The 19,620-nt window shown below is 61.0% G+C and carries 14 protein-coding genes; 13 read left to right on the top strand and 1 reads right to left on the bottom strand.

The window, feature by feature from the left end; genetic code table 11:
- The first annotated feature begins 82 nt into the window (after window positions 1-82).
- The 4 genes from LPB405_RS02240 (at window position 83) to LPB405_RS02225 (ending at window position 6,148) form a co-directional block, all read left to right on the top strand.
- Window positions 83-1,489: an amino acid permease gene (locus tag LPB405_RS02240; protein ID WP_219101766.1), complete on the top strand. Its 1,407-nt coding sequence runs from the start codon at window positions 83-85 to the stop codon at window positions 1,487-1,489.
- Window positions 1,490-1,745: 256 nt separating this feature from the next.
- Entirely contained in the window at window positions 1,746-2,015 is a 270-nt protein-coding gene (gene rpsO / locus LPB405_RS02235) for a 30S ribosomal protein S15 (RefSeq protein ID WP_005507098.1), read from the top strand.
- 383 nt (window positions 2,016-2,398) lie between these two features.
- Complete coding sequence (locus LPB405_RS02230; RefSeq protein WP_219101765.1) at window positions 2,399-4,618, top strand: polyribonucleotide nucleotidyltransferase; 2,220 nt, start codon at window positions 2,399-2,401, stop codon at window positions 4,616-4,618.
- Window positions 4,619-4,816: 198 nt separating this feature from the next.
- Window positions 4,817-6,148, top strand: a complete 1,332-nt coding sequence (locus LPB405_RS02225) for a M16 family metallopeptidase (RefSeq protein ID WP_005507100.1) — start codon at window positions 4,817-4,819, stop codon at window positions 6,146-6,148.
- Between the two features lie 206 nt (window positions 6,149-6,354).
- On the opposite strand, the gene LPB405_RS02220 is transcribed toward LPB405_RS02225, so the two are convergent.
- Window positions 6,355-8,313, bottom strand: a complete 1,959-nt coding sequence (locus LPB405_RS02220; RefSeq protein WP_049359402.1) for an acyltransferase family protein — start codon at window positions 8,311-8,313, stop codon at window positions 6,355-6,357.
- A 253-nt stretch (window positions 8,314-8,566) separates the two neighbouring features.
- Between LPB405_RS02220 and dapB the strand changes: the two genes are divergently transcribed.
- The 9 genes from dapB to LPB405_RS02175 all read left to right on the top strand — a co-directional run bounded on the left by dapB (window position 8,567) and on the right by LPB405_RS02175 (window position 19,382).
- Complete coding sequence (gene dapB / locus LPB405_RS02215; RefSeq protein ID WP_219101764.1) at window positions 8,567-9,337, top strand: 4-hydroxy-tetrahydrodipicolinate reductase; 771 nt, start codon at window positions 8,567-8,569, stop codon at window positions 9,335-9,337.
- Window positions 9,338-9,346: 9 nt separating this feature from the next.
- On the top strand, window positions 9,347-10,009 hold the full coding sequence (locus tag LPB405_RS02210) for a tetratricopeptide repeat protein (RefSeq protein ID WP_219101763.1): 663 nt from the start codon (window positions 9,347-9,349) through the stop codon (window positions 10,007-10,009).
- A 197-nt stretch (window positions 10,010-10,206) separates the two neighbouring features.
- Window positions 10,207-11,142, top strand: coding sequence for a 4-hydroxy-tetrahydrodipicolinate synthase (gene dapA / locus LPB405_RS02205; protein WP_219101762.1), 936 nt, complete (start codon window positions 10,207-10,209; stop codon window positions 11,140-11,142).
- Between the two features lie 390 nt (window positions 11,143-11,532).
- The gene (locus LPB405_RS02200) at window positions 11,533-13,257 is read left to right on the top strand and encodes a ribonuclease J (RefSeq protein ID WP_219101761.1); all 1,725 of its coding nucleotides are present in this window, start codon (window positions 11,533-11,535) and stop codon (window positions 13,255-13,257) included.
- Between the two features lie 256 nt (window positions 13,258-13,513).
- A complete protein-coding gene (locus LPB405_RS02195) occupies window positions 13,514-16,711 on the top strand; it encodes an FtsK/SpoIIIE family DNA translocase (RefSeq protein WP_219101760.1) in 3,198 nt (1,065 codons plus the stop codon).
- A 212-nt stretch (window positions 16,712-16,923) separates the two neighbouring features.
- Complete coding sequence (pgsA, locus tag LPB405_RS02190) at window positions 16,924-17,571, top strand: CDP-diacylglycerol--glycerol-3-phosphate 3-phosphatidyltransferase (RefSeq protein WP_049341715.1); 648 nt, start codon at window positions 16,924-16,926, stop codon at window positions 17,569-17,571.
- Between the two features lie 100 nt (window positions 17,572-17,671).
- Window positions 17,672-18,262 carry a CinA family protein gene (locus LPB405_RS02185; protein ID WP_219101759.1) on the top strand — a complete coding sequence of 197 codons (591 nt, stop codon included), beginning with the start codon at window positions 17,672-17,674 and terminating at the stop codon, window positions 18,260-18,262.
- Window positions 18,263-18,587: 325 nt separating this feature from the next.
- Window positions 18,588-18,995 (top strand): helix-turn-helix domain-containing protein, encoded by a 408-nt coding sequence (locus tag LPB405_RS02180; protein ID WP_219101758.1) that lies wholly within the window; start codon window positions 18,588-18,590, stop codon window positions 18,993-18,995.
- A gap of 165 nt (window positions 18,996-19,160) precedes the next feature.
- Window positions 19,161-19,382 (top strand): DUF3046 domain-containing protein, encoded by a 222-nt coding sequence (locus tag LPB405_RS02175; RefSeq protein WP_005507110.1) that lies wholly within the window; start codon window positions 19,161-19,163, stop codon window positions 19,380-19,382.
- Window positions 19,383-19,620 lie beyond the last annotated feature (238 nt).

The raw sequence follows: 19,620 nt of genomic DNA, 5'->3' as shown, positions 1-19,620 counted from the left end.
TCACCTGCTGAGCTGCGGCACCGCTCGATAAGTTTCCCCGCCACCGGCGGGTACACCCCACGAGGTAAAGGAAAAGAAGAAGATGAATACCACTCCGGACTCATCCCCGGTACAGCAGGGCGTAGCTGAGGCTACCTCCGAGAGCCCGCAGCTAGCGCGTGGACTCTCCCTGCGTCACATCATGTTCATCGCCCTCGGCTCCGCCATTGGTACGGGCCTGTTCTACGGCTCTGCATCCGCCATTCAGCTGGCGGGCCCCTCCGTGCTGCTTGCCTACGTTATTGGCGGCGCGGCAGTGTTCATGGTGATGCGCGCAATGGGCGAACTCGCCCTGGCGCACCCGGTCTCCGGAGCGTTCTCCGAATACGCGACCCGCTACCTTGGACGCTGGGCTGGTTTTGTGACCGGCTGGACCTACGCCCTGGAAATGGCACTGGTCGCCATCGCGGACGTCACCGCCTTTGCCGTGTACATGAAGTTCTGGTTCCCGAACAGCCCCTCCTGGATTTGGATTGTTTCGGTCCTGCTGATTCTGCTCGCTATTAACCTGGCGAAGGTCAAGGCGTTTGGTGAGACCGAATTCTGGTTCACGCTCGTGAAGGTCAGCGCCATTATCGCCATGATCGTTGGCGGCGTGATTCTGCTCTTCGTGGGCGTGCAGGCACACGACTCCGTAGCGCCCTCGGTTACGAACCTCTGGGCTCTTGAAGGCGGCTTCTTCGCGAACGGATTTACCGGCTTCCTCGCCTGCTTTACCGTGGTGATGTTTGCCTTCGGCGGTATCGAGAACATCGGTATTGCCGCCGGTGAGGCGAAGGACCCGCGCACCTCAATTCCCAAGGCGATTCGCACGGTGCCGTTCCGCATCCTCATCTTCTACATTCTGACCCTGTCGGTCATCATGTCCCTGTACCCCTGGTACTCGGTGACGAAGGCGAACTCGCCGTTCGTGCAGATTTTTGAAGGTCTGGGCATTCCGGCTGCCGCTTCGATTCTGAACGTGGTCATCATTACCGCCGCAATCTCTGCGCTGAATGCGGACGTGTACGGTGCCGGCCGCATGATGTACGGCCTGGCGAAGCAGAACCTCGCTCCCGCATCCTTTGCGAAGGTCACGAAGAACGGTGCGCCCTGGATGACCACCCTCATCATGGTGCTGGTCATGGCGGTCGGCGTGATCGTGAACGTGCTCTTCGAGAACGCGTTCGAGGTGGTCGCCTCCCTGGCAACCTTCGCGACCGTATTCGTGTGGGTCATGATTCTGCTGGCGCACATCGCGTTCAAACGCAGCGGTGCCGATACCGAGGCGCAGCCGGTGCGCCAGCCCCTGTGGCTGAGCTACCTGGCGTTGGTGTTCATGATCTTTATCGTGGTGCTCTTCGGTTGCTTCGCCGATACCCAGCTGGCGCTGGTGATGGGCGCAATCTGGTGCCTGTTCCTGCTGGGCTACTACCGCCTCGTGGTGGTCCGCGCTCGCGCTGAAGCGTAAACACCGAATAAACGTAGAGCCCGGTGCAAGAGCCCGGGGTGAGAACTATACTGTGAAGCCCGGCGACCGGTAGTGTGATGAGCTACCTGTCGCCGGGCTTCTGCTCACCCTTCCACGAAAGCGCCCCGGTAGCGTAGAATGGGAAGAACGCGTCTGCAGTCCGCAGTAGACGACGTGTATTACAGGGCGTAAGCCCACCACCCGGCGGCAACCGTCCGTACGGGACGTATGCGGTACTAACTCTAGGAGTTAAAAAGTGGCACTGGATCCCGCTGTCAAGCAGGCAATCATCAAGGAATACGCAACCCACGAGGGCGACACCGGTTCGCCCGAGGTTCAGATTGCAGTTCTGTCTCGTCGTATCGCCGACCTGACCGAGCACCTGAAGTTCCACAAGCACGATCACCACTCCCGTCGTGGCCTGATGATCCTCGTTGGTCGTCGCCGCAACATGCTCGGCTACCTGAAGAGCGTCGACATCGAGCGTTACCGTTCGCTGATTGAGCGCCTGGGTCTGCGCCGATAAAACAGGAGCGTCTTGACGCTTTTGTGGTGATTAATCGCCTTTAGGCGGTGTGTGCGGACGTGCTGTCAGCACTACCATGCCTCCATCACGGAGGCGGGTAGCGCCAGCGCGTCCGTACTGCCGCGTTGAGGGGCGCATCTTCCGCTGGCTAGATTCCCCTGGAACTCAAAGCTAGGCAACGTGAGAAGATGCCGTCCCACCTGAAAGAAAAAACACGGGCCGTACCGGCACACACGCCGCGGTCCTCGGTAGCGAATTACGGAACAACACCACCCCACAACCTCCCCGATAAAAGTCGGGCATAAGTAGGGGAGAGGTGCCGTGGTTTCCTATCGAAGGCCGACTCGTGCGCCGCACGGCCTACCAAGAAGAAAGAAGGAACCGTGGAAGGTCCCGAAATCAAGTTTGCCGAAGTCGAAATCGACAACGGCATTCACGGTAAGCGCCACGTGCGCTTTGAAACCGGCCGCCTTGCAAAGCAGGCAGCTGGCTCCGTCCTCGTCACCATCGATGACGAGACCACCCTGCTCTCCGCAACCGCAATCGGCAAGTCTCCCCGTGAGGGCTTCGACTTCTTCCCGCTGACCGTGGACGTGGAAGAGCGCATGTACGCAGGCGGCAAGATCCCCGCATCGTACTTCCGCCGCGAAGGCCGCCCCAGCACCGAGGCAATCCTGGCAGCCCGCCTGATTGACCGCCCGCTGCGCCCCGCCTTCACCAAGGGCATCCGCAACGAAGTTCAGGTCGTTGTGACCGTCCTGACCTACGAGCCGGACGAAATCTACAACACCTTCGCAATCAACGCTGCATCCGCATCGACCTCCCTGTCCGGTGCGCCGTTCAACGGCCCCATCGGTGGCGTGCGCATGGCACTGATCGACGGCCAGTGGGTCTGCTTCCCCAAGTACTCCCAGCTGGAAAACGCTGTGTTCGACATGGCTGTTGCCGGTCGTATCGTCACCAAGGCTGACGGTACCGAAGACGTCGCCATCATGATGGTTGAGGCAGAAGCAACCGACAACTCCTGGAAGCTCATCAAGGAAGACGGCCAGACCGCCCCCACCGAAGAGATCGTCGCAGAGGGTCTGGAAGCTGCTAAGCCCTTCATCGCAGCACTGTGCAAGGCACAGGCTGACCTGGTGGCTCGCGCAGGCAAGCCCGCCCTGGAACTGCCCTTCTTCGGTGGCCACGGCGAGGACGTCGACGCAGCAGTTGAGGCATTCGCAGCAGACCGCCTGGCAGAGGTGTACTCCATCGCTGGCAAGCAGGAACGCGAAGCAGCAGCAGCCGAGCTGCAGGAAGAGCTCAAGGAGGCTCTGACCGGCGAAGGTAAGGAATTCGAAGAGCGTTCCAACGAGGTCGACGTGGCATTCGCCGCCCTGACCAAGCACATTGTGCGCCAGCGCATCCTCACCGATCAGGTGCGCATCGACGGCCGCGGCCTGACCGACATCCGTCAGCTCACCGCCGAGGTTGAAATCCTGCCCCGCGTGCACGGCTCCTCCCTCTTCGAGCGTGGCGAGACCCAGATCATGGGTATCACCACCCTGAACATGCTCAAGATGGAGCAGCAGCTGGACTCCCTGCACCCGGTCAAGTCCAAGCGCTACATCCACCACTACAACTTCCCGCCGTACTCCACCGGTGAGACCGGCCGCGTGGGTTCGCCCAAGCGCCGCGAAATCGGCCACGGTGCACTCGCAGAGCGCGCAATCACCCCGGTGCTGCCCTCCCGCGAAGAGTTCCCCTACGCAATCCGTCAGGTCTCTGAGGCTCTGGGCTCCAACGGCTCGACCTCCATGGGTTCGGTCTGCGCATCGACCCTGTCCCTGCTGAACGCCGGTGTGCCGCTGCGCGCACCCGTTGCAGGTATCGCAATGGGCCTGGTCTCTGACGAGGTTGACGGCGAGACCCGCTACGCAGCCCTGACCGACATCCTCGGCGCGGAAGACGCACTGGGCGATATGGACTTCAAGGTTGCAGGTACCTCTGAGTTCGTGACCGCTATCCAGCTGGACACCAAGCTCGACGGTATCCCCGCATCCGTGCTCGCTGGCGCGCTGACCCAGGCACGTGAGGCTCGCCTGCACATCCTCGAGGTGCTCGTCAGCGCGATTGACGCACCGGATGAGATGAGCGAGTTCGCACCGCGCATTATTTCCGTGAAGATCCCGGTTGCCAAGATCGGTGAGGTTATCGGCCCCAAGGGTAAGATGATCAACCAGATCCAGGAAGACACCGGCGCAGACATCTCCATTGAGGACGACGGCACCGTGTACATCGGTGCAGCTGACGGCCCCTCCGCCGAGGCTGCCCGTGCGGCAGTGAACGCTATCGCTAACCCGCAGGTTCCCGAGGTGGGCGAACGCTACCTGGGTACCGTGGTGAAGGTGACCGACTTCGGTGCGTTCATCTCGCTGACCCCCGGTAAGGACGGCCTGCTACACATCTCCGAGATGCGTAAGCTCAACGGCGGCAAGCGCGTTGTTGACGCTGAGGACGTTGTCTCCGTGGGCCAGAAGGTCCAGGTGGAGATCACCAAGATTGATGACCGCGGCAAGCTCTCGCTGGCACCGGTCGTTGAGGGTGGCGACGACGAGTAGTCGTAACCCCCGCTAAGTGATGAGGGGCGTTCGGCGCACCCGGTGCGGTTCATTCCCCGCCGGATGCACCGGGCGCCCCTTCGCTGTGATTGCCCGCATCTTTTGACGCTCACCCGCCCCACCAACTGTGGACTGCCTATAGGTAATGGGGCGGGAGAGCTTACCTTCAGACGTACCTGTTGAAAGGTTCTTCACTCTATGTCTATTTCCCTGCCCGTCGAGCTTGAGGCGATTGCCGAAGAGCTCAACTACGAGCACGGCCGCCTCATCTACGAGGGTGTGGGCGGTAACGAGGTGCGCCGCTCCATCCTGCCCGGTGGCGTACGCGTGATTACCGAAAAAATGCCCGGTACCCGCGGCGTATCCATCGGGTTCTGGGTGGGAGTCGGCTCCCGCGACGAAGCCCCCGGCATGCTCGGCTCCACCCATTTCCTGGAGCACCTGCTGTTCAAGGGCACCGGCACCCGCACCGCCCTGGACATCGCATCCTCCTTCGACGCGGTGGGCGGCGAATCCAACGCCCTGACTGCTAAGGAGCACACCTGCTACTACGCGCGTGTGCTCGACGATGACGCACCCATGGCGGTGGACGTCATCACCGACATGGTCACCAACGCCCTGCTGGACCCGGCTCACCTGGAACAGGAACGCGGCGTGATCCTCGAAGAGATCGCCATGGACCAGGACGACCCGACCGACGTTGCCTTCGAGAACTTCGTGGAGCAGCTCATGGGAGAGAACCCGCTGGGCCGCCCCATCGGCGGTACCCCGCAGGAGATTACCGAGGTGCCGCGTGACGCCGTGTGGGAGCACTACAAGCGCTACTACACCCCGGACCGCCTGGTCATTTCTGCCGCTGGTTCGCTGGAGCACAGCACCATGGTCCGCCTCGTATTGGAGGCGCTGACCCGCTACGGCTGGAACCTGCAGGAGGGCGTGGCACCGGCACCGCGTCGTGTACGCACCGACAGCGGCATTGTTCCGCTGAGCGAGCTGCGTGAGGTGGAGAAGGGCTTCGAACAGACCAACATTGTGATGGGCTGCCCGAGCATTATCGCCGGTGACGACCGCCGCTACGCGATGAGCGTGCTGACCAGCGCATTCGGTGCGGGCATGTCCTCGCGCCTGTTCCAGGAGATTCGTGAGAAGCGCGGCCTGGCCTACAGCACGTTCGCGTTTTCCGGTGCGTACTCGGATGCCGGCTACTTCGGCATGTACGCGGGCTGCCTGCCCGCTAAGACCGAGCAGGTGCGTGAGGTCATGGGCTACGAGTTCGATAAGCTCGCCACCGCCGGTATTACTGAGGAGGAGCTGACGAAGGTCCGCGGCCAGCTGGCTGGCTCTACCGTGCTCGGTAGCGAGGATTCGGGTTCGCGCATGTCCCGCCTGGGTCGCGCCGAGCTGGACTCTGGACTGTTCACCAGCACCGATGAGCTGCTGGAGAAGATTCGCGCGGTCTCCCTGGAGGAGGTTCGCGACCTGGCGGCGTACCTGGGGCAGCAGCAGATGATTACCACCATCGTGCGCTAACCCCTGAACATCCCTAACGTACAACGCTGGTAAGGCATAGAATGCCCGTTCCCACACCCCACCAAAGCGGGGGAGGGAACGGGCATTTTGTGTGCATCGGTATCTACGAAGAGATACTTCCAAGAAGTGCTTCCGAGTGTTCTGCCGCCCATGCTCTTGACGCTCAGCATGAGCGGCAGAACCGAAAAAGCTACCGCTGAGAGCTACTACTTCTGTGCCTTGGCAATAGCTTCCATCAGCACCTGGGCGTAGAGCTCCTGACCAGCAACCTCAGGGTGAACACCGTCAGAGGCCAGCAGACCACTCTGAGTCTGCAGAGCCTGGCGGATCGTAGAGTTCCAATCCGCAATGATCACACGATCAGAATGCTGAGCCGCAAACTCACGAATCTTACCGTTCGAGTAGTCAATCCAGGTCAGGTTGCGCGGGCCGTAACCGGTGACCAGCACCAGCTTAGAATCGGCGGGCATAGCCGCCAGAACCTCGTCGAGCTGACCATCCAGAATGGTCGAGTTCGCGGTCACCGACAGCACGAAGGTTTTACGAATCTGGCCGTTGGAACCCATAGACTTAATAATCGGCAGGGCCTTAGCAATGGTTCGTCCCTCAGCCGCATCGATAGATGCCTCGGGCATCTTGTCGTACAGCTCGGGGGATACCGCCACCACAATGGAGTCACCCACAATGGTCACCTGCGAGGAGTTCACCGAACCGGTTGCAGCCTTCGAATCGGAAGGGCTAGCAGAGGCAGAAGCCTTCGCATCCTTACCCGTAGCAGAAGCGCTCGGGCTTGCCGATGCGCTCGCAGCCTGCGCCTCCTGACGAGCCTTCAGGCGTTCAGCGGCGGCACGCTTGCCGTCCTCAACGGACTGCTGGGCGGTAGTCATCGCCGGAGCGGTGTGCACCGCCAGGCCGGTCGAAGCAGCAGCCACAACAACGGCAAGAGCCACCGAAACCGGCAGGAGCCTAGTGCGTGAAGACTGGAAAGCCGCCACCACACGGTTAGCGCTACCGCGGAAACCGTAGCGGCGAATCGGGGTCTCAACCCAGCGGTACGACATCTCCGCAATCGCGAAGGTCGCCACCAAAACGCCCACATTTACCAGCGGGGAGCGGTCCGCACCCATCAGGTAGTGCATGACCACGGCGAGCGGCCAGTGCCACAGGTACAGGCCGTAGGAACGTTCGCCCACCCAGCGCAGGGGCGCGAAGTTCAGCAGGCGGCGCAGCATCTCGGAGGCACCAGCGAGCATGTCGGGCAGCATACCCTGAATCACGCCCAGCGCCAGCAGGGAGGCGCCGAACAGACCCCAGGGAATCGCGCCGGGTGCCGACTCGGGAACCAGAATTGCGTAGGGAATCAGCGCGAACAGGGACAGCCAGCTAATCATGACGCGGGCGAACGCGACCAGGCCGAAGGGCTGAGCCACACGGTACAGCACGGACTGCTGCAGCGGCGGGTACAGCGACCAGGGGCGCGCGAACGCCAGCAGGGCGCCGAGCAGCAGGCCGTACAGGTGCGTGTCGGTACCGTAGTAGACGCGGCTAATGGGTGCGCCAGACATCAGAAGAGCGGTGGCGGTGCTCAGCGACGCAATAATACCCAGCACCATGACCACGCTAAAACGACGCCAGCGGCGGCGCAGCAACAGACCAGCCGCAACAATCAGCAGCGGCCACACCACGTAGAACTGTTCTTCCACCGCCAGGGACCAGAAGTTCGTGAAGAGCTCCGGGGAGGTCTGCGTGAAGTAGTCGTTACCGGCAAAAATAGAAATCCAGTTGGACGAGAAGGTCGCCGCACCAGCGAGCTGACGGCCCAGGTTCACCTGAATATCGCCGCCAATGAGCAGGCTGACCGGTCCCATGACCAGAATCAGCAGGGTAATGGCGGGAAGCAGACGGCGGGCACGTCGGATCCAGAAATTGCCCAGGGCAATTTTGCCGGTGAGAGCACCTTCACGCAGAAGCAGGGAGGTAATCAGGAAACCGGAGATGACGAAGAAAATATCCACGCCAATCATGCCGCCGGGTAGTACGGTGGGCCAGAAATGGTACACCATCACGAGGAGCACGGCGATTGCTCGCAGACCGTCCAGACCCGGCAGAATATATCGCCGGTTAGCCTCATCTGGACGCACGGAGGAGGTAAAGAGGGACTTCATACTGTCAAGGCACTCCGTAGGATGGAAATTATAGAAATACTTCCTAATTATATGGTTGCTAACTTTAGATAGCGTATTAAACGGCTTGTATGACGGTTAGATTACTTCGCTTTTTATGCCGCTGAGGTTCCGCGGGGTATCTCACCCCGTGTGTGCGATGGCGTGAACTGCGCCCACACGGGGGATAATAGAGGCTGTACGTCACAGCGTCTACCCCATTGTCGGGGTGCTCATAAGTTACGGAGGAGAGAAGATGGCCCACGAGGACGACGAAAAAATCTGGAAGGTAGCGGTGCTCGGTGCCGCGGGCCGTATGGGTTCTGAGGCGGTGCGCGCCGTCAACACCTCCGCAGACATGGACCTGGTGGCGGCACTGGGCCGCGGCGACGACCTGCAGGAGCTGGTCGATGCCGGCGCAGAGATTGTTATTGACCTGACCGTTCCCGATTCCAGCGAGGCGAATGTGCGCTTCGCGGTGGAGCACGGTATGCACGCGGTGGTTGGTACGACCGGTTGGACCCCCGAGCGCCTGGACTCCCTGCGCGAGCTGCTGGTAGAGCACCCCGAGGTGGGTGTGCTCATCGCCCCGAACTTTGCGATTGGTTCGATTCTCGCCACCGAGTTCGCGGCGAAGGCGGCACGCTACTTCGAATCGGTAGAAATTATTGAGATTCACCACCCGAATAAGGTAGATGCCCCCTCCGGTACCGCTGTGCACACCGCCCGCAAGGTAGCCGCCGCCCGCGCGGAGGCTGGCGTGGGTGCAAGCCCGGACGCCACCACCTCCGATCCTTTGGGTTCGCGCGGCGCCGTAATCGACGATATTCACGTGCACGCGGTGCGTCTGCGCGGCATGGTGGCGCACCAGGAGATTCTGCTGGGCGATCCCGGTCAGCAGCTCGTGATTCGTCACGATTCCTTTGACCGTGCCTCCTTCATGCCCGGTGTTCTGCTGGGTGTGCGTGAGGTGGCGGCGCATCCGGGTTTGAGCGTGGGCTTGGATGCCTACATGGATTTGTCGTAGGGGAGCGTTATGTCTGAACAGACTTCACCTGAGAATGCGCAGGCATCTTCTGAGGCTCGTAGCCCCTGGTGGACTTCGCTGCGTCTGTGGACTGTCTGCGCCTGCGTGCTGATGGTGCTGACCGTGCTGATTCTGCCGCTGCCTTTGGCGGCGCGTGCCTCTATTTTGGGTGTGCTGATTTTTAGCGCTGTCTTCGTGACGGTGGATGCAGGCGGCTGGGGTAAGACTTTCGCGGCGCTGACCTGCGCGCTGCTGACCCTGTACCTGGTGCATATTGCGCAGCAGGGCTTCGTGATGCTGACGTCCGGTTCTGTGGCTGGCATGGTGCTCGGCGCGGGTATGATTCTGCTGCCGATTCTGGGTGCCTGGGCGCTGGTGCGTGAGGTGCTTTTCGGTGCTCGTATTCAGCGTATGGCCCAGGAGCTGGCGGCGTCAGGCGAACTGGCGGAGGATACCCTGCCGCGCACCCCCTCCGGTCGTGTGGATCGTGAGGCGGCAGTGGTGGAGTTTGAGAGCTTCGCGGCGGCGGTTGAGCAGGAGCCGAATAGCTGGAAGGCGTGGTTCAACCTGGCGTGCATGTACGATGCGGGCGGCGAGCGTAAGCGTGCTCGTGCGGCGATGCGCAACGCGTGGGCGTTGCGTTCGGGCGGTCAGGCGAAGGGTATGCGTTAGGCGCAAGCGCTGCGCTCCATCCTCAGTCCCGCATTTATTTTCGGTGTGGGGTTGATGGATAGTACCGAGGATATGTGCCCGGTTTCATAGGCTCTCGCGGAAGTACCGCGGGTTTGAAAGAGTCCGAATAGTAGAACACGCATGAAAACTTATGCGTCCTGTAGCAAAAATCTGCATTTCGGGCGTACTCTGGACATATGTCTGAGAACCTTTCGAACCCCGGTACTTTTGTTGAACCTGTCTTCGGTCGCCTCCTGACCGCAATGGTGACCCCCTTCGCGAAGGACGGTTCCGTTGATGAAAAGCAGGTCGCAGACCTGGCGAACTACCTTGTGGAGAACGGTCACGATGGTCTGGTAGTCTGCGGTACCACCGGCGAATACTCCACCATGACCGATGACGAGAACGAGCGCGTCTTCCAGATTGTGAAGGATACCGTTGGCTCTCGCGCGAAGATTATTGCCGGTGTTGGTTCGAACGACACCGCGCACACCATTGAGCTGGCGCACCGTGCCGAAAAGGTTGGCGTGGACGGCCTGCTGGTCGTGACCCCCTACTACAACAAGCCGACTCAGCCGGGTATCTACGCCCATTTTGCGACCGTTGCTCAAGCAACTGAGACCCCCGTCATGCTTTACGATATTCCGGGTCGTGCGGGCATCCCCATCGCACCCGAAACCTACCGTCGCCTTGCAGAAATTGATAGTATTGTAGCGGTGAAAGACGCCAAGGCAGACTTCGGTGCCGCAACTGAAGTCATGGCAACCACCGACCTGCACTACTACAGCGGCGACGACGGACTGACCCTTCCCTGGATGGCAATGGGCGCCGTCGGCCTCGTCTCGGTGACCGCACATGTGGCACCCGCACTCTTCCGTGCCCTGATTGATGCTGTCGTTGCACAGGACCTGGTGGAGGCTCAGCGTCTTCACCTGGAACTAACTCCGATTGTCCGAGCAACCATGGGCCGCGCCCCCGGTTGCGTTGCTGCCAAGGAAATTCTCTCCTGGCAGGGTGTGCTGGATGAGCCCGTCGTTCGCCTGCCGCACGTACTCTCCGAACCGGAGGTTGCCCAGGCTATGCGAGTTGACCTGCTCTCCTCGAGCATCGCTCACACCCTGAAGAACTCCTAAACTTTGACGCCTACCCGACGCACGCAATAGTGCGGGGAGCGTATATATAGAGGACTTCGGCTACCGTCACACCCCATTTTTGGGGCACATGATGTAGCCAACGGATGCGGACTCCACACCTAGCAATGGGTGAGGGGTCCGCTCTGGCGTATTGCCGCGGTTTACCGTCGATGATTCGGCCCACCACTCAGACAGGGGCCCAGCTTAGGTAGAGGCACCCGCGCAGTACGCCCCCAATACTTTTGAATACTTTCGGTGATTTGGACGCACCGGCAGCACCCCACCTCCTCGGCATATGAGAGCCGAACCGGCGGGAGCGCATGCGGTACGAAGCGTCGCCTACGAATCACAGACATCACAAGAAAACATAGAAGAAAGAGGAGACACACGATGAGCGTCTTTGAAGCGAATCTTCCCCTCCCTCCCCGCCTGAAGAAGGACACCCTGCGCGTGGTGCCCCTGGGCGGCCTGGGCGAAGTCGGTCGTAACATGACCGTGTACGAAATCAACGGCAAGCTACTGATTGTTGACTGCGGCGTGCTCTTCCCCGAAGAGTCCCAGCCCGGCGTGGACCTGATCCTGCCCGACTTCAGCTACATTGTCGACCGTCTGGACGACGTGGTCGCCATGGTTCTGACCCACGGCCACGAGGACCACATCGGCGCGGTTCCCTACCTGCTGCGCCGCCGCCCCGATATCCCCCTGGTCGGTTCCGAACTGACCCTGGCACTGGTTGAGGCGAAGCTCGCCGAGCACCGCATCAAGCCCTACACCCTCGCGGTGAAGGAGCACCAGGTGGAGCGTTTCGGCCCGTTCGAGTGCGAGTTCGTTGCTGTGAACCACTCGATTCCGGATGCGCTGGCTGTCTACATCCGCACCAAGGCGGGCAAGGTTCTGCACACCGGTGACTTCAAGATGGACCAGCTGCCGCTGGATGGCCGCCTGACCGACCTGCGCCACTTCGCCCGCCTGGGCGAGGAGGGCGTGGACCTGTTCCTGCCGGACTCCACCAACGCTGAGGTTCCCGGCTTCACCCCGACCGAGAAGAACATCGGTCCGGTGCTGTCGAACGTTTTCCGTGACGCAAGCGGCCGCATCATTGTGGCGTCCTTCTCCTCCCACGTTCACCGCGTGCAGCAGGTTCTGGACGCAGCCGCTGAGCGTGGCCGCAAGGTCGTGCTCGTGGGCCGCTCCATGGTGCGTAACATGACCATTGCTGAGAAGCTGGGCTACCTGAAGGTTCCCGCGAACGTGCTGGTGGACCTGAAGAAGGTTGACGACTATCGCCCCGACCAGATCGTGATGATGTGCACCGGTTCGCAGGGCGAGCCGATGGCGGCACTGTCGCGCATGGCGAACGGTGACCACAAGATTCAGATTGAGCCCGGCGATACCGTGGTGCTTGCATCCTCGCTGATTCCCGGTAACGAGACCAGCGTCTTCCGCATCATTAACGCCCTCATGAAGCTGGGCGCTAACGTGGTGCACAAGGGCAACGCGAAGGTTCACGTTTCCGGTCACGCTGCCGCCGGTGAGCTGCTGTACTGCTACAACATTCTTAAGCCGAAGAACGTTATGCCGGTTCACGGCGAGGTTCGCCACCTGATTGCCAGCGGTGACCTGGCGATGGAGACCGGCGTTCCGAAGAAGAACGTGCTGCTCTGCGAGTCCGGCACCGTCGTGGACCTGCGCGATGGCGTGGCGTCCGTGGTGGGCGAGGTTCCCTGCGAGTACCTGTACGTTGACGGCCGCTCCGTCGGTGAGGTCACCGAGAGCGACCTGAAGGACCGCCGCATCCTGGGTGAAGAGGGCTTCGTATCTATCGTGACCGTCATTGACCGCGCAACTAAGCGCGTGGTGACCGGCCCGGATATTCACGCTCGCGGTATCGCTGAGGACGACTCGGTCTTTGACGAGATCGTTCCGAAGATTACCGCCGCTCTGGAGGATGCTCTGCACCGCGCACCCGAGAAGGTGCACACCGTGCAGCAGCTGCAGCAGATTGTGCGCCGCACCATCGGTGCCTGGATTTCTCGCCGTCTGCGCCGCAAGCCCATGATTGTTCCCGTGGTTGTTGAGAACACCTCGAAGGCCGCGAAGGCTGCGAAGAACTAACATTCTGCGCGAGGCTAAATGCCTGTCATAGCGAAAGGCGGGGTCGATACATTGGTGTCGGCCCCGCCTGCCGTGTATCTGCGGAACGTATGGGTGAAAGCTGCGTGAAAGCTAGGCGAAAGCGAACGCAGTAGGGGAGAAGCGCCTCATCAGCGCCCTATCAATGCCCTCATAGGCACAGGGCGGGGCGCACTTTTTAGCTCACTGATAACGAAAGAATCGGTACATTAACGGGAAGGTTGATACCCTAAAAGGTATGGCTCCACGGACCACGAAGGGTCGTAACACGACCTCTACTAAAGCAAACACTAAGAAGACCACCCGCAAGCGCACCACCTCCCGAGGCGGTGCCCAGCGCGGTGCCAACGCGGCGAACCCTGTAGCGGGCGCTATCTCCTCCGTCTGGCTGAGCATCGCTCACGCTATCGGTGGGCTCTTCCGCTCCATTGGCGCGGTGCGCACCGACCTTGCGCCCGAAGACCGCCGTGACGGTGGCGCGCTCACCATCCTGCTGTTCGGCATGATTAGCGCCGGAGTGGAGTGGTACAACTGGCGTGCCCACACCTCCCTCGGTTTGTTGCGCGCGCCCCTGGACGCCTGGCACACCATGCTGGGTGGTATTTTCGGTCAGGGCGCCCTGTTGATTCCGGTGTTCTGCCTCATCATGGCGTGGTGTGTTTTCCGTGGGCCCGACCTGATTAAACGTAATAACCGCGTGGCGGTGGGGTCCTTCATCATGCTGATGGCGGCATCCCTGTTCTTTGCACGCCATGCGGGTCACCCGACGTTCGCGGATGGTTTTGACGCCGTCTGGGCTGGCGGTGGCGTGGCCGGCGTGCTGCTGGGCACCCCCATTGTGCGGGTGAGCGGCGGTATTGCGTTCGTTGAGATTCTGATCCACCTGCTTCTGGGTATTGCCGGTCTGATGGTTCTGACGAACACTCCGATTCGTCAGGTGGTGCCGCGTACTTTGCACCTGGTTGGTTTGGCTCTGGGGGAGAAGCCGAACGGCACGACTCGAACCTCCGCGAAGGATAGCCCTTCGGATGCGACTCAGACCGTGGACCTGAACGCTGAGGAGCACGACCGCAGCTACCTGTACGGTGACGATGAGAAGCCGGCGCGCTCGGCTCAGAAGTCTGGTGGCCTGTTCGCTCGTCTGCGCGGCTGGTTGGGCATTGCTCCCGCTGCGTCGACCGATTCTTCCCTGGACGAGTATGCCGGTGATGAAGCATTCGTGAGTGCCGTGGTGGATGAGACTCACCCGGAGACCACGCAGATGCCGGTACAGCCAGAGGACCCTGCACAGGATTCTGCGCAGGGATCCGCTCAGCAGACGCGCCCGGCGGCTAAGCCGAACCGTCTGTCCCGTCTGCCCGGTCGCCTCAACCAGGCGCCGGCCGCGCAGGGTGCGTCCGCCCAGGGCACTTATGCGCAGAACGGTGCGTATTCGAGCAGCCCTGACCTCTTCGACGTTGAGGCGTCGGATGCGCCCGCTGCCCGCCTGGATCAGGTGCAGCGTGCCGCCGTGGCGAACGGCCGCGTGAACCGTATTCCTGGCGAGGAGCCTCTCTTTGATGTTGAGGCATATGACGGCTTCGGCGCTTCTGAGGAAGCTGCACCGCAGACGAAGCCTCACCAAGTGGTGAACCCTGCGCAGTCTGCCGCTCCGGCTTCCGCATCCCAGGCTCCTGCCGCACCCGCGGCTCAGCCTCCGATTCCGACCCGCATGCACTCGCCCGGCGCGCACCCGAAGAACGCGGCTCCCGCGGCTTCGCGAGCGCCCGAGGCTGGCGCATCCCGCCCGCTGCAGAACAATACTCAGATGGCGACCACCGAGCAGGCGCGCGGCGAGCAGGTTGTGCAATCCTCCCGCGGCGCGTACGTGCTGCCTTCTGAGGAGATGCTGGTTTCTGGCCCGCCCGCTAAGGAATCCTCCGAGGTCAACGAGCACGTGGTTGAGGCTCTGACGAACGTGCTGGAGCAGTTCAAGGTGGATGCGCAGGTCACCGGCTTCTCGCGCGGCCCGACCGTGACCCGTTACGAGATTGAGCTGGGTCCCGCCACGAAGGTGGAGCGTGTGACCGCGCTGAGCAAGAACATTGCGTACGCTGTGGCGAGCCCGGATGTTCGTATTCTGTCCCCGATTCCGGGTAAGTCCGCGATCGGTATTGAGATTCCGAATACGGACCGTGAGACCGTTGCCCTGGGTGACGTGCTGCGTTCCCCGCAGGCTCACGCGAACCACCACCCGATGGTCATGGGTGTGGGTAAGGACGTTGAGGGCGGTTTCGTGCTGGCGAACCTCGCGAAGATGCCGCATATGCTGGTCGCTGGTGCGACCGGTGCCGGTAAGTCTTCGTTCGTGAACTCGATGATTACCTCGATTCTGATGCGCGCAACCCCCGACCAGGTGCGCCTGGTGATGGTTGACCCGAAGCGTGTGGAGCTGACCGCCTATGAGGGTATTCCGCACCTGATTACGCCCATCATTACGAACCCGAAGAAGGCCGCTGAGGCCCTGCAGTGGGTAGTTCGTGAGATGGACGCCCGCTACGATGACCTCGCCCACTACGGCTACAAGCACGTGGACGACTTCAACAAGGCGGTGCGTGAGGGTAAGATTCAGCCCGATCCCGGTAGCAAGCGCACGGTGCATGAGTACCCGTACCTGCTGGTGATTGTTGACGAGCTCGCCGACCTGATGATGGTCGCTCCGCGCGATGTGGAAGAGGCGATTGTTCGTATTACCCAGCTGGCGCGTGCGGCGGGTATTCACCTGGTGCTGGCGACCCAGCGTCCTTCGGTGGATGTGGTGACCGGTCTGATTAAGGCGAACGTTCCGTCCCGTATGGCGTTTGCGACCTCCTCGGTTACTGACTCTCGCGTGGTGCTGGATCAGCCCGGCGCGGAGAAGCTGATCGGTCAGGGCGATGCGCTCTTCCTGCCGATGGGTGCCTCGAAGCCGATGCGTGTTCAGGGCGCGTGGGTGTCTGAGTCTGAGATTCACGCCGTGGTTGAGCACGTGAAGAAGCAGGCGCCGACCATCTACCGTGAGGACGTGATGGTCTCTGCCGCGAAGAAGCAGATTGATGAGGAAATCGGTGATGACCTCGATGATCTGCTGCAGGCGGCGGAGATTGTGATTACGACCCAGTTCGGTTCGACCTCGATGCTGCAGCGTAAGTTGCGCATGGGCTTCGCGAAGGCTGGCCGCATCATGGACCTGCTGGAGTCGCAGGGCGTGGTGGGCCCCTCGGAGGGTTCGAAGGCACGTGAGGTGCTCATCCGCCCGGATGACCTGCAGGCGACCCTGGCGCGTATTCGCGGTGAGGAGCCTCCGGCTGCCGACCCGTACGCGAACGCGGTGGACCCGGGTGAGCCGGCCACCGACTATTTCGACGAGCCCGATGATGAGGGTTCGGAGGACGCCTGGCAGCTGACCGGTCGCTAGTGCCTCAGCGCTCTGCCCGCCCAGCTGACCCGCCCAACTAACCCACTCAGCCGAGTGAGCGCGCGACATGCACCCCGCATCGTCCCTGTGATGTCTGCTACGGCACACGTATAATGGACGGTACGGGGTGTTTGCGTACCCCCGATACGTTTAGGTGTCGGTGCGTACGCGGTCTCTCACCGTCGAAAGCCATCTACCCGTAAGGAGCCGTTATGAGTGAAGCTCGCAATTCCGCACCCGCAGGTGCGGTCAGCACAGCGAAACCTTCGAACTGGAATGTGCCGAATGTGTTGACGGTTCTGCGTATTATTGCGGTTCCTTTCTTTATCGTTGCCCTGGTTGCGGGCGGTACTTTTGGTGCCGCTGATCCAACGCACCGCTGGCTCGCATGGATTATTTTCATTCTTGCCATGCTCACGGACTGGGCGGACGGCTACTTGGCGCGCTCGCGTAATCTGATTACGAGCTTCGGTAAGATTGCTGACCCGATTGCCGATAAGTTCCTCACCGGCGCGGCGTTTATTGTGCTGTCGGCGCTGGGCGAGCTGTGGTGGTGGGTCACGATTGTGATTCTGCTACGTGAGTGGGGCATTACGATCATGCGCCTGTTCGTCATTAAGTACGGTGTGATGGCCGCTAGTAAGGGCGGCAAGATTAAGACCGTGCTGCAGACGGTGGCGCTGGTGCTGATGCTTCTGCCGCTGGGTCAGCTGGGTCTTGGCTGGCTGATTCCTGGTTGGGTTCTGATGGGCGCGGTCACCGCGATTACCGTGTGGACCGGCCTGGTGTATGTGCGTGATGCGTATATTTTGCGTCGTAACTGGTTGCAGGCTCAGGCCTCCCAGGGCGGCGGTAACTAGAGGCGAGGGGAGTGGCGTGTGCTGCTCCCCTTCGCTGTACCTGCGGTGCGTTGTACGCCGCGTGAGGTTTTGGGCGGCGGTGCGCCGCTGAAAGGAGAGAATGATGGTTCCCCTCGTACTTGAAGATGCTCTGTCCCTTGAGCTTTCTTCCGCTGAGGTTTTCTCCGGCACCCCGGAGGCAGCGGCGCTGTTACTGCGTGATGCGGTGCAGTTGCGCGCCGCCCAGGAGGGCCCGGTGCAGGTGGCGACGGCTGAGTCGCTGACCGGCGGGGACGTGGGCGGCGCGATTTGTACGGTGCCGGGTGCATCCGCGTATTACCGCGGCGGCGTGATTTCCTATGCCTACGAGGTGAAGGCGCAGGTGCTGGGAGTGGATGCTCAGCTGCTGGCGCGTGAGGGTGCGGTGCATCCTGCGGTGGCGGTGCAGATGGCTGTTGGTGCGGCGCGTGTGTGCGGTGCCGATTATGCGGTGTCGACTACGGGTGTTGCCGGTCCTGATCCTGCGGATGGCCAGCCGGTGGGCACGGTCTATATTGGCGTGTGTTCCCCGTCCGGTTCTGAGGTGTTTGAGCGGCACTATTCGGGGGACCGGGCGCAGATTCGTGCGGCGGCGAGCGCGGATGCGATTGCCCTGCTGGCGCGTGCGGTGCGCGGCGGTGCCGGTGGGGTTCTGCAGAACGAGCTGGGGTAGCGTGTGGTGGGCTGAACTGGGTTGGGCTGTGTGGCGGTTGGGCTGTGCTGTGCGGTGCATAGAACGGCTGTGTAGTCGTCTGTGCAGCGCCAACCTGAGAAAAGTGCCTACCTGAGAGAAATTTTTACGGTTCAAATATATTCACAGGGTTCTTTCAGTTCCAAGGGAATAAAGGCATAGGTTTGCCTGTTTGAATAGATACAAGCCGTAAGAAGAGAACAAAAATGGCGGGGCTCCTAGCTCACGCTCCAAAAATCAGTTAGGCTTAACTATGTACAGTCCCGCGCGTCGGGAATACCTACTCAGGAAAGTGATATAGAAGCTCATGGCTAAGCAGCGCGTATCGATTAATGGCATTACTAAGTGGAAGGAAATCGAGGAGACCCCCCGACAGGCCGCCCCGGTCGTTGAGGAAGCTAAGGTTATTCCCCTGCGACAGGCAATCGGTGAGGTTCTTCGCGATGTCCGCCAGCGTCAGGGTCGCACCCTGCGCGAGGTTTCCCAGCGTGCCCGTGTTTCCCTCGGTTACCTGAGCGAAGTTGAGCGCGGCCAGAAGGAAGCTTCCTCCGAACTGCTGGCATGGATTTGCCAGGCTCTGGACACTCCGATGTCCCAGATGTTGCGTGAGGTTGCCGACCGTATGGCGGTTCTCGAGGGTGTTCAGATTCCGGATACTGTTCCGGCTGAAATGTCTGAGCAGTACAAGAGCGATTACTACATTCTCTCGAAGTAACGCGAGGCGGCACATGCCGCGCTAAACGTGAAGCGATGCCGTGCATCCCCGTAAGGTGGGTGTGCGGCATCGCTTATTCTCGGTTTATCCTGGGCTTGTTCTCGGGCGATGCGGGCGATGTGACGAATTATGAAGCAAACTAGCGGTGAAACGGAAGGAGCGCTTGTGAAGCTGAGCGAATTTTGGGCGTGCATGGAGTATGAGTTCGGTGCCGGGTATGCTCCGGTGCTGGCGCGTGACTTGGTGCTGGGGTCGTTGGGTCATGTGACCGCTGCGGAGGCGCTGGATCAGGGCGTTAACCCGAAGGATGTGTGGCTTGCGATCTGTGAGGAGCAGGAGATTCCGCAGGAGCGCCGCCTGGGTCCCGATAAGGAGCCGTTGCGTTAGGTAGTGAGCCTGGCGTGTTCTAGCGTATGGGCGGTGCCTACCGTTTATTTCCTGGCATTTGTTCGAGTGCTGACGCCTGCGAGGGAGGTATTTTCGAATAATTAGCCGAGAATCCGGGGTTTTTCGAAAATATATGCCGAAACCCTATCCGATTTATTCGAAACTGGGTCGTAATTTTGTTCGACTCATGCTAGACTTTTCCACATCAGGAATTTTTCGGAAAAATCTTCAAAGTTTT

It is taken from the genome of Rothia mucilaginosa (assembly GCF_019334805.1).
Lineage (GTDB): Bacteria > Actinomycetota > Actinomycetes > Actinomycetales > Micrococcaceae > Rothia > Rothia mucilaginosa_C.
This window is presented reverse-complemented; position numbering and strand designations above follow the sequence as displayed.

What these genes read in the sequence shown, in the direction of transcription:
- pgsA (WP_049341715.1), top strand. Translation starts at nt 16,924, where the DNA reads ATGAGTGAAGCTCGCAATTCCGCACCCGCAGGTGCGGTCAGCACAGCG.
- dapA (WP_219101762.1), top strand. Translation starts at nt 10,207, where the DNA reads ATGTCTGAGAACCTTTCGAACCCCGGTACTTTTGTTGAACCTGTCTTC.
- LPB405_RS02185 (WP_219101759.1), top strand. Translation starts at nt 17,672, where the DNA reads ATGATGGTTCCCCTCGTACTTGAAGATGCTCTGTCCCTTGAGCTTTCT.
- LPB405_RS02180 (WP_219101758.1), top strand. Translation starts at nt 18,588, where the DNA reads ATGGCTAAGCAGCGCGTATCGATTAATGGCATTACTAAGTGGAAGGAA.
- LPB405_RS02210 (WP_219101763.1), top strand. Translation starts at nt 9,347, where the DNA reads ATGTCTGAACAGACTTCACCTGAGAATGCGCAGGCATCTTCTGAGGCT.
- LPB405_RS02220 (WP_049359402.1), bottom strand. Translation starts at nt 8,313, where the DNA reads ATGAAGTCCCTCTTTACCTCCTCCGTGCGTCCAGATGAGGCTAACCGG.
- dapB (WP_219101764.1), top strand. Translation starts at nt 8,567, where the DNA reads ATGGCCCACGAGGACGACGAAAAAATCTGGAAGGTAGCGGTGCTCGGT.
- LPB405_RS02225 (WP_005507100.1), top strand. Translation starts at nt 4,817, where the DNA reads ATGTCTATTTCCCTGCCCGTCGAGCTTGAGGCGATTGCCGAAGAGCTC.
- LPB405_RS02200 (WP_219101761.1), top strand. Translation starts at nt 11,533, where the DNA reads ATGAGCGTCTTTGAAGCGAATCTTCCCCTCCCTCCCCGCCTGAAGAAG.
- LPB405_RS02195 (WP_219101760.1), top strand. Translation starts at nt 13,514, where the DNA reads ATGGCTCCACGGACCACGAAGGGTCGTAACACGACCTCTACTAAAGCA.
- LPB405_RS02240 (WP_219101766.1), top strand. Translation starts at nt 83, where the DNA reads ATGAATACCACTCCGGACTCATCCCCGGTACAGCAGGGCGTAGCTGAG.